Raw genomic sequence first — 9,905 nt, 5'->3', positions numbered from 1 at the left:
AACGCCGCTCGCTCAGCCCCCGCGCAGGGCGCGGCAACGAAGACCTCGCTTTCCGACTCTCCGCGCGCCCTTCTCGTTCATCGATCATCCCGCGCACTGAAGAACGGCATGCGAAACGCCGTTTTCTTCCTCTCCGCCCGGAGATTCTCTGAAGAACGCGAGTCGGAAACCTTGGGGAGCACACGCCTCGGCCGCCGCCTTTCCGCCATGCCGAGCGACGGCGCGCTCCGGTCCGCGGGAAACGCTACGCGTCCCCCGCCTTCCGCATGACGAGCAGCGAAGCGGCAATGACGAGAACAAGAGCGCACCACTGCCGGGCCGAAAGCACCTCGCCGAGAATGAGGAATCCGAACAGCGCGGCGGCGGCCGGTTCCAGGCTCATGAGCACGCCGTAGGCCTGCGGCGGCACAATACGCAGAGCCACGATTTCCAGGCCGTACGGCAGAGCCGAGGCCAGAAAGCCCACGGCAAAGGCCAGAGGCAGAACGTCTGCAATGACGTCGGGGCGGAAAAGAAGGGTTCCGTCCGAAATCACGGCCCAAGGAACGGCCACAAAGGTTCCTGCCAGCATGCCCCAGGCGGCGGCGCTTACCCCTCCCACTCCCGCGCGACGGCCGAACACAATGTAGCCGGCCCAGCCTGCGGCGGCGGCAAGGGCGAAGGCAAAGCCCGTGACATCGAGGCCGGAGCCGAGGCCCGACCAAGGCAGAATGAGCAGAAGCCCGGCCACGGCAAGAATGACGCCGAGAAAGTCCGTCCAGCGGCGCGAGGAGCACACGGCCACGAGCAGCGGTCCGGAAAACTCCACGGCCACGGCCAGCCCCTGCGGGATGCGGGCAATGGCCTGATAGAAGCAGCCGTTCATGAAGGCGATGGCCACGCCGTACACGAGCACGCTTTTCCACTCCTCGCGGCGCGGCAGATGCCGCCACGGACGCAGCGCGACGAAAAGCAGAAGGGTGGCGCAGGCAAGGCGCAGGGCCACGGTGACTTCCGGCCCCACCTTCATCATGAGGAACTTGGCCTCGGAGGTGCCGAGCTGCGTGGACGTGATGGACACGAGCAGCATGAGCACGCCGAGGTACGGCCCCCGGATATGTTGCACGAAGGAAGGCACGGACGCTTATCTGACGGGCTGGGGTTCCACGTGGATGACGATCTGTCCCACGCCGGGCAGCGCGGTGCGAATCTCATCCTCAAGGCGCGTGGCCAGCGCATGACCTTCGCCCACGGTGGCCGCGTCGGAACGGCAATGGAAGGTCACCGTCGTGCCCTCGTCGCCGGTATACACGTGCAGATGATGGGGATCGCGCAGCGGCGAATCCTGAAGAGCCCTGTCCACGACCTTCCTGGCAAGCTCAAGGCTCACGGGCTCGGCGTCGGAATGCGAGCGACCGCCCCGCGGCTCCATGTGCGACACCACGTACACCGCGCCCACGCGACGGCGCAGATCCGTTTCATAGGCCGTCACCTTTTCGTGGGCTTCGGCCAGGGGCATGTCGTCGGGAAGTTCAATGTGCACTTCCACGTGCATGCCGTCGTCCTGCACGACGAGGCGCAGATTGTGGATCATGAGGCCGTGCAGGGAGGCCAGACGGTAGGACGTGGCGTAGAAGTCGCGGTGGTTCTCGTCTTCCGGCTCCATGTGCACCGTGGTCTCGGCATCGGGCAGCACGCCGCGCACCACGTTTTCAAGCATGGTGGAAATCTCGTGCGCCATGTCCACGCGCAGATCGGAGGGAACGGACACCACGAGTTCCACGAAGTGCCTGGCTCCGCTTTCCCGCACGCGCACGCTGCGGGCCGCGTAGGCGGGAGCGTTGGCGGCAAGCGCGGCGCGCACAAGACGGGCCTGTTCGCTCATGCCGCCGTCCATGAGGGTGAGCACGGCGTTGCGGGCCATGTTCCAGCTCACCATGAGCACGATGGCGGCCACGCCGAGAGCGGCCACGGCGTCGGCCTTGGTGAGGGCGTGATAGAGCACGGACTCATGATCGACGAACGAGGCGAGGCCCACGCAGGTCAGACCGGCGAGAACCACGGCCGAAGACCAGATGTCCGTGGTGAAGTGCATGGCGTCGGCCTCAAGAGCCTGCGACTTGTGCTCTCTGGCCACTTTGCGCAGCATGGCGGAACGGCTTATGTCCACGGCAAGGGAAATGATGACCACGCCGAAGGCCCACCAGGAAGGCTCCACGGGACCGGCGGCAAAGAAGAGTCGCTCCACGGCCTCGATGATGATCCACGCGCACGTCACGAGAAGGAGCACGGTTTCCGCCAGAGCGGCGAGACTTTCCGCCTTGCCGTGTCCGTAGGGATGCCGCTCGTCCGCGGGCTGCGAAGATATGCGCACCGCAAGACAGGTGATGCCTGCGGCCACGAAGTCGAGCGTGCTGTGCAGCGCCTCGGAAAGCAGACCGAGGCTGTTGGTGGAAATGCCCGCAATGAGCTTGATGACGGTAAGAAGCGCCGACCAGAGCACCGAAGACACGGCGGCCTTCTTCTTGGCTGCGTCGGCCAGAGCCGCTTCTTCGGCGGCCAGACGTTCCTGTTCCAGTTTTTCCTGTTCGACTCTCTCCAGCTCGGCGAGCGTCGTATCATGGTTGTTGCTGCTGTCCATGACAATCATCTCTTTGGGTATGAAAGTTTTCCGTTCTGCGACGGAACCCCTTCTTTTAATGACGTGAACTCCCGGAGTCAAGCACGCCTCCGCCCTCGGCTGCGCCGCTTTTTCCGGGGCCTTACGCGTCGGACGGCCCTCTTTTCTCCCTTTGCCCCGGAAGGCCTTCCGCGTCCCCGACGGGACTTTCGGCAGGTCGAAGATCGCGGGCCCCGCTCCGCATTCCCTGCGCGCGCCGTCCGTTCACGAGCCCGTCGCCGGGCACGTCGTGCGGCTCCGCGTCCCTTCTGCTCCTTCCGTCCCGGCACATGGGCGTTCGACAAGGAGCACGGCCGGTTCTCCGGCCGAGGAGCCTTTCCCCTCGACTGCGCACAAGCGGCCCTTCCCGCGACATTCTGTTGCCTTGACCTTTCAAAACGGCTATCGTTTTCCCGTTCATTCATCCAAGCAAGGAGTGTTCCATGTCCAAGCACATACTCATCACCGGCGCCACTTCGGGCTTCGGCCTTGCCACCGCGCGCCTGTTCGCCGCCGAAGGCTGGCATGTGGCCGGCACGGGCCGCCGGAAAGACCGCCTCGACGCCCTGCATCAGGAGCTCGGCGACGCCTTCCTGCCCCTTCCTCTCGACATGCGCGACAGAAGCGCCGTCATGGAAACCCTGGGCAACCTGCCCGGCGAGTGGAGCGACGTGGACGTGCTGCTGAACAACGCCGGAGCGGCTCTCGGACTCGACCCCGCGCAGGAATGCGATCTCGACGACTGGGACGCCATGGTCGACACCAACATCAAGGGCCTGCTCTACGCCACGCGGGCCGTTCTGCCCGGCATGGTGGCGCGCAACCGCGGCCACATCGTCATGCTCGGCTCCATTGCGGGCAACTACCCCTACGCGGGCGGAAACGTGTACTGCGGTTCCAAGGCCTTCGTGAAGCAGTTCAGCCTGTCGCTTCGCGCCGACCTTCTCGGCACCAACGTGCACATGACCAACATCGAACCCGGCCTTGCGGAAAGCGAATTTTCCATCGTCCGCTTCCACGGCGACACGGAGAAGGCCGCGAACGTCTATGAGGGCACGAGCCCCATCACGCCGCAGGACATCGCCGAAACCGTGTTCTGGGTCACGCACCGCCCCGCCCACATCAACATCAACCGCGTGGAGATCATGCCCATCTGCCAGTGCCCGAGCGGCCCTCTGGTCAAAAAGGGCATGTAGTCGCAAAGCGCGCGGTATGCCATCCCCGCGGGGACCGGCCGCGCGCTTCCGCACCGGCCACGCCCGCGTCCGCAGGCGCGCCTTTCTTCAGGGGAAGGCGCGCGTTTGTTCTGCACGAAGAACGCCCGGCAGAGCCGTCGCTCTCCGCTTCATCAAGCGGGCAGAAAAACGCCCGTTTTCCCTCACCTGCCGGAGCTTCGGAAAAGCGCTCCCGACGCGCCCGTGTCCCCGGCCGTCCCCCACCATTTTCCAATTCCAAGGATGGAGCCTCATGGAAGAAACCTTTGCCGAAACATGGCTTCCACACTACGTTTCCTACGGTGAGACCGACGCCATGGGCGTCGTATACTACGCCGAATACATTCACTTTTTTGAAAGAGCCCGCGGCGCGATGTGCCGGGAAGCCGGACTCGGCTACGGAAAGATAGAAGAAGCGGGCTTCATGCTGCCCGTGCGCGAGGTGGAGTGCCGCTACCGTCATCCTGCGCATTACGACGATCGCGTGCAGATCTGCGCCCGCATCGTGGAGTGGCGGCGCGCCTCCGTGCGCTTCCGCTACGAAATCTGGAACGAAGACCGCACGCAGCTTCTGTGCGAAGGCATGACCCTGCACGCCGTGGTCAACCGCGAAGGTCGTCCCGTGGCCGTGCCGGAATGGATAAAGGAAAAGCTCTCAGGAACCAAGGCCGAAGCCGGAAACGACTGATCCGCCGTCCGCCCGCGTCGTTCCCCGGACCGCGCGGACGGATGACGAAGCCTGCTGCCGCAGTTCCGGCTTCGGCCCGCCCCGAGGCGCGGCGCAAGACGAAGCGCATCCGGCGCTTCTTCGCCGCCTTTTTTCGTCCCGCGTCTGCGCCTTCTTCCCGCGACCTCGCAAAACACGCGGCCATCGCCGCTTCCGCCCGGGCTTTGTATTGCCTGCCGGTCTTTTTTTTTATATATTCCCTCGCAGGGAAAATCATCACTTTCAATCTTTTCGTGAGGCTCACATGAAACGTCTTTCCTGCATCCTTGCGGCCTTCGCCGTGCTCTGCATGGCCGTCGGCGCCCAGGCGAAAACCTATGTCAACGGCATCGACGCCAACTATCCTCCTTTCGCCTACGTCGGCGAAGACGGCAAGCCCGCCGGCTTCGACGTGGATTCCATGGACTGGATCGCCAAGCACATGGGCTTTGAAGTCACGCATCAGCCCATGGACTGGGACGGCATCGTGCCCGCCCTCATGAACAAGAAGATCGACATGGTCTGCTCCGGCATGAGCGTTTCTCCCGAACGCGCCGCCGTGGTGGCCTTCTCCGAGCCCTACTACTCCATCCAGAAGGTCATCCTGGTTCCCGCCGATTCCAAGCTCACCGCCGATCAGGCCATCCACGGCCCCACCAAGCTCGGCGTGCAGCGCGGCACCAACGAGCATGAACTGCTCGAAACCAAGAAGATGGAAGAAAAGCTCAGCTACGAGCTGCGCTTCTACGATTCCGCGCCTCTCGCCGTGGAAGACCTGCTCAACGGCCGCATCGAGGCCATAGCCCTCGACAGCGCGCCCGCCAACGACGCCATCAACAAGGGCAAGCCCGTCAAGATCGTGGGCACCTTCGCTCCCGACGACAACTTCGCCGTGGCCATCCGCAAGGACGACAAGGACCTTCTCAACCTTGTGAACGAAGGCTACCGCAAGCTGAAGGCCGATCCCTACTGGAAGGAACTTCAGGCCAAGTACCTCGCCAAGTAATACGCCAGGACCGGGGAGACCGGTTGTTCCGGTCTCCTTTTTTTATTGCCCCTTCCGCGCCTGTCCGCATTCCGGTCGGGCGCGCGCTCATGCAGGGCGCTTTTTTTTTGCGGGTTCCCCGTCCGACGTCCTTCATGAGCCCTTCATCCATACCGGATTCAACAGTGCACATTCTTTCCACCATCATCGAAGCCTTCCCCTACATTCTTGAAGGAACGCTGGTCACCGTCGTTCTCGTCATAGGCGCGCTCTCTCTGGGCTTCTGCCTCGGCGTGCCCATGGCCGTCACGCAGGTCTACGCTCCGAGACCGGCCGCCTTTCTGGTCAGCTTCTATGTGTGGTTCTTCCGCGGCGTTCCCGTCCTGCTTCTGCTTTTCCTTTTCTATTACGGTCTGTTCGGCCTCATGGGACTGGACGTGGGTACCATAGGAGCTTCATGCATCGTGCTCGGCATGACCAGCGCGGCCTATCAGTCCCAGATATTCCGCGGGGCCATCATGTCCCTTCCGGCAGGCCAGCTCAAGGCGGGCCGTGCGCTCGGCATGACGGACTTTCAGACCATACGTCACGTCATTCTCCCCCAGGCACTCAGACTGTCCATTCCCGGATGGTCCAACGAATATTCCATTCTTCTCAAGGACTCGGCCATGTGCTTTGCCCTCGGCACGCCCGAGATCATGGCGCGCACCCATTTCGTGGCCTCGCGCACCTACGAGCACCTGCCCCTCTACATCACCGCCGGACTCATCTATTTCGCCATCACCATGGCGGGCGTGACCCTGCTCCGCCGCCTCGAACGAAAAGCCCGCATTCCCGGCTACAGCAACGCCGGCATGTGATGCCGGGAGAAACCATGAACGCTCATAAGAACGACACCCCCATTCTTCGCGCGGAACACTTCACCAAATACCTCACCGGCCGCAAGATTCTCGACGACTGCTCCATCAGCATGAGGCCGGGCGACGTCAAGGTGCTCATCGGCCCGTCCGGCGCGGGCAAGAGCACCTTTCTGCAGTGCATCAACTGCCTGCTCGAACCCGATCAGGGAGAAATCTGGCTCGGCGAGCGCAAGGTGGACTTCAAGAACACGAAGGAACTTTACGACCTGCGCCAGCACGTAGGCATGATCTTTCAGGAATTCAACCTGTTCGACCATCTTTCCGCCGAACGCAACGTGGCGCTCGCCCTGCGCAAGGTGCGCGGCATGAGCCGCGCCGACGCGCTTGAGCGCGCCCATGTGGAACTCGCCCGCGTGGGCCTTGAGGACAAGGCCAAGCTCTACCCGGCCCAGCTTTCCGGCGGTCAGAAGCAGCGCGTGGCCATCGCCCGCGCTCTGGCCATGGATCCCACCATTCTGCTGCTCGACGAACCCACCTCCGCCCTCGATCCCGAACTCGTGGGCGAAGTGCTCACCGTCATACGCGATCTTGCGGCTCACGGCATGCCCATGATCATGGTCACCCATCAGATGGAATTCGCCCGCGCCGTGGCCACGGAAATACTGTTCATGGAAGCCGGACGCGTCATCGAACAGGGCTCTCCCGAAGAGCTGCTCGCTCCGGGCGCGCAGACCCGCACGCAGGACTTCTGCACCAGGCTTCTGGAACTGTGCGGCGAAGCTCCCTCGCAGGAGGCGCAGAACTGACCATGCTCGACCTCATCGACATGAACTTCCTTACCGGGCGCGTCATGCCCTATCTGGACAGAGGCCTCATGATGAGTCTTCAGCTCATCATTCCCGCCTCGCTCATCGGCGGCTTCATCGGCGTGGTCATGGGCGTCATGCGCGTGTTCGGCACGCCCTGGATGCGCCGGGGCACCGATGCGGTGGTGGCCGTCATACGCGGCGTGCCGCTCACCGTGCAGCTCATGATCCTGTATTTCGGCCTGCCCAGTCTGCCCGGCGTGAAAATCTATCTCTCGCCCTACGCGGCCGCGCTCATAGGCTTCATCGTGTGCACGGCCTCCTACCAGTCGGAATACGTGCGCGGCGCCCTGCTCTCCATACGACAGGGACAGATCAAGGCTGCGCAGGCTCTCGGCATGACGCGCTGGCAGACCATCTGGTCCGTCATCGTGCCGCAGGCCGTGCGTCGCGCCCTGCCCGGCTGCGGCAATGAAATCATCTATCTCATCAAATACTCCTCGCTGGCATACATCGTCACGTGCATCGAGCTCACCGGCGAAGCCAAAGTGCTGGTTTCACGCACGTTCCGTCCCACGGAAGTCTATCTCGTGGCGGCGTGCTACTACCTTGTCATGGTCAGCGCGGCCACCTGGCTTCTGGCAAAGCTGGAAAAAAAGCTGTCCATTCCCGGCTTCGGCACGCAAAAATAACACGGGCGGCAGCGCGCCGCATGACGCTTCGTTCAGCCACGGACGCTTGAACATGACCGCCCCGCGCGTTACCATGTCGCCATCGCGGTGAAAGACGCCGTCAACTTCTACCCCAGAGACGCATGACCTCACTCGACAAAATCCGCAATTTCTGCATCATCGCCCATATCGACCACGGCAAGTCCACCCTTGCCGACCGCATTCTGGAATACACCGGCGTGGTGAGCGCCCGCGAAGCCCGCGACCAGTATCTCGACAAGATGGATCTGGAACGCGAACGCGGCATCACCATCAAGGCGCAGACCGTGCGCATTCCCTACACCGACAAGGACGGCACGCAGTACGTGCTGAACCTCATCGACACCCCCGGACACGTGGACTTCGGCTATGAGGTGTCGCGCTCTCTCGCGGCCTGCGAAGGCGCGCTGCTCGTGGTGGACGCCACCCAGGGCGTTGAGGCGCAGACCCTTGCCAACGTCTACATGGCCCTCGATCACAACCACGAAATCGTCCCGGTGCTCAACAAGATAGACCTGCCGAGCGCCGATCCCGACCGCGTGCGTCAGGAAATCGAGGACACCATCGGCCTCGACTGCACCGACTCCGTGGACGTGTCCGCCAAGACCGGCCTCAACATCGACAAGGTGCTCGACGCCATCGTGCACCGCCTGCCCGCGCCCAAAGGCGACCGCGAAGCACCGCTCAAGGCCCTCATCTTCGACTCCTGGTACGACAGCTACCAGGGCGTCGTGGTGCTCTTCCGCATCATGGAAGGCACCCTGAAGCTCGGCGACGTCATCCACCTCATGGCCGGCGACCGCGACTACGAAGTGGTGCGCCTCGGCGTGTTCTCGCCGAACGCCGTGGACGTGAAGGAACTCGCCGCCGGCGAGGTGGGCTTTCTGTGCGCCAACATCAAGGAACTCGGCCACGCCCGCGTGGGCGACACCATCACCCTGCGCGACAATCCCGCCGCCGAGGCCGTGCCCGGCTTCAAGGAAGTCAAGCCCATGGTGTTCTGCGGCCTCTATCCCACCGACGCCGCCGACTACGAAAACCTCAAGACCGCCCTCGAAAAGCTCCAGCTCAACGACGCGGCCTTCTCCTACGAGCCCGAAACCTCTTCGGCCCTCGGCTTCGGCTTCCGCTGCGGCTTCCTCGGCCTTCTGCACATGGAGATCATTCAGGAACGCCTTGAACGCGAATTTCAGGTGGAGCTCATAGCCACGGCGCCGTCCGTCATCTACAAGGTGGACACCACCGACGGCAAGACCCTCACCATCGACAACCCCGCCAAGTTCCCCGACGGCTCCAAGATCAAGGCGCTCTACGAACCCTATGTGCGCATGGACATCCACGTTCCCACGGAATTCGTGGGCAACGTGCTCAAGCTCTGCGAGGAAAAGCGCGGCATTCAGCAGAACCTCGGCTACCTCACCACGAACCGCGCCGTCATCACCTACGACATGCCCTTCGCGGAAATCGTGTTCGACTTCTTCGACAAGCTCAAGTCCGGCACCCGCGGCTACGCCTCCATGGACTACACGCCCATCGACTACCGCGAATCCGACCTCGTCAAGCTCGACATACTGCTGAACGGCGCGCCCGTGGACGCCCTCGCCGTCATCGTGCACAGAGACAACGCCTACCCCTACGGCCGAGCCCTCGCCCTCAAACTCAAGCGCACCATCCCGCGCCAGATGTTCGAGGTCGCCATCCAGGCAGCCATAGGCAACAAGGTCATCGCCCGCGAAACCGTGTCCGCCTACCGCAAGGACGTGCTCGCCAAATGCTACGGCGGCGACATCACCCGCAAGCGCAAACTCCTCGAAAAACAGAAGGAAGGCAAAAAGCGCATGAAACGCATGGGCAACGTCGAACTGCCCCAGGAAGCCTTCCTCGCCGCCCTCAAGGTCGGCGACGACGGAGGCAAGTAGAAAGACAGAATGAGATCTGGCGGGGGAAGGAGGAAACCCTTTTGAAAAAGGGCTTTCCTCCTTCCCC

General features: G+C 63.1%; 9 protein-coding genes. 7 read left to right on the top strand and 2 right to left on the bottom strand.

Annotation, left to right across the window (positions count from 1 at the left end):
- Positions 1–244: 244 nt before the first annotated feature.
- Both QZZ60_RS08445 and QZZ60_RS08440 read right to left on the bottom strand, forming a co-directional pair.
- Complete coding sequence (locus QZZ60_RS08445; protein WP_295640474.1) at positions 245–1,105, bottom strand: EamA family transporter; 861 nt, start codon at positions 1,103–1,105, stop codon at positions 245–247.
- Between the two features lie 18 nt (positions 1,106–1,123).
- Positions 1,124–2,620 carry a cation diffusion facilitator family transporter gene (locus QZZ60_RS08440; RefSeq protein WP_295640472.1) on the bottom strand — a complete coding sequence of 499 codons (1,497 nt, stop codon included), beginning with the start codon at positions 2,618–2,620 and terminating at the stop codon, positions 1,124–1,126.
- Between the two features lie 461 nt (positions 2,621–3,081).
- On the opposite strand from QZZ60_RS08440, the gene QZZ60_RS08435 reads away from it, so the two are divergent.
- From QZZ60_RS08435 to lepA, 7 genes are all read left to right on the top strand, one after another.
- Entirely contained in the window at positions 3,082–3,834 is a 753-nt protein-coding gene (locus QZZ60_RS08435) for an SDR family oxidoreductase (protein WP_295640470.1), read from the top strand.
- Positions 3,835–4,105: 271 nt separating this feature from the next.
- Complete coding sequence (locus QZZ60_RS08430) at positions 4,106–4,540, top strand: thioesterase family protein (RefSeq protein WP_295640468.1); 435 nt, start codon at positions 4,106–4,108, stop codon at positions 4,538–4,540.
- 283 nt (positions 4,541–4,823) lie between these two features.
- Positions 4,824–5,564: an ABC transporter substrate-binding protein gene (locus QZZ60_RS08425; protein WP_295640466.1), complete on the top strand. Its 741-nt coding sequence runs from the start codon at positions 4,824–4,826 to the stop codon at positions 5,562–5,564.
- A 134-nt stretch (positions 5,565–5,698) separates the two neighbouring features.
- Positions 5,699–6,403 carry an amino acid ABC transporter permease gene (locus tag QZZ60_RS08420; protein WP_295640464.1) on the top strand — a complete coding sequence of 235 codons (705 nt, stop codon included), beginning with the start codon at positions 5,699–5,701 and terminating at the stop codon, positions 6,401–6,403.
- 14 nt (positions 6,404–6,417) lie between these two features.
- On the top strand, positions 6,418–7,209 hold the full coding sequence (locus tag QZZ60_RS08415; RefSeq protein WP_295640462.1) for an amino acid ABC transporter ATP-binding protein: 792 nt from the start codon (positions 6,418–6,420) through the stop codon (positions 7,207–7,209).
- Between the two features lie 2 nt (positions 7,210–7,211).
- Positions 7,212–7,901, top strand: coding sequence for an amino acid ABC transporter permease (locus tag QZZ60_RS08410; RefSeq protein ID WP_295640460.1), 690 nt, complete (start codon positions 7,212–7,214; stop codon positions 7,899–7,901).
- Positions 7,902–8,023: 122 nt separating this feature from the next.
- On the top strand, positions 8,024–9,838 hold the full coding sequence (gene lepA, locus QZZ60_RS08405; RefSeq protein ID WP_295640458.1) for a translation elongation factor 4: 1,815 nt from the start codon (positions 8,024–8,026) through the stop codon (positions 9,836–9,838).
- Positions 9,839–9,905: the final 67 nt, after the last annotated feature.

The organism is uncultured Mailhella sp., assembly GCF_905187505.1.
Classification (GTDB): domain Bacteria; phylum Desulfobacterota; class Desulfovibrionia; order Desulfovibrionales; family Desulfovibrionaceae; genus Mailhella.
Note: the sequence above shows the minus strand (reverse complement) of the source record. Positions and strands in the feature narration are given on the sequence as shown.